General features: G+C 48.5%; 1 protein-coding gene. It reads right to left on the bottom strand.

Annotated elements, in window-relative coordinates:
• The coding region (locus HJY11_RS13845; protein ID WP_368041621.1) for a hypothetical protein at nt 1-227 on the bottom strand (227 nt) is incomplete at both ends.

Raw genomic sequence — 227 nt, 5'->3', positions numbered from 1 at the left:
AGCCTTTGACTCATAATACTCTGCCAGCATCTGATGGTACATGCGCTTCTTTCCCTCACTCTGGCGCTCGTATATGAACTGGCGGAAGACCTGATGCTCAAATTTATAGTACACATTCCAGCCGACAAGTATTTCCTTGATCAGATGACGCTCCTGCAGCTTTTCAAGAATACGGACCAGGGTCAGCCTGTCCATCTTCGGAAGCAGCAGCTCTATCTCCTCAATGC

The sequence above is a fragment of the Bittarella massiliensis (ex Durand et al. 2017) genome, assembly GCF_017566145.1.
In the GTDB taxonomy this organism is placed as follows: Bacteria; Bacillota; Clostridia; order Oscillospirales; family Ruminococcaceae; genus Bittarella; species Bittarella massiliensis_A.
Note: the sequence above shows the minus strand (reverse complement) of the source record. Positions and strands in the feature narration are given on the sequence as shown.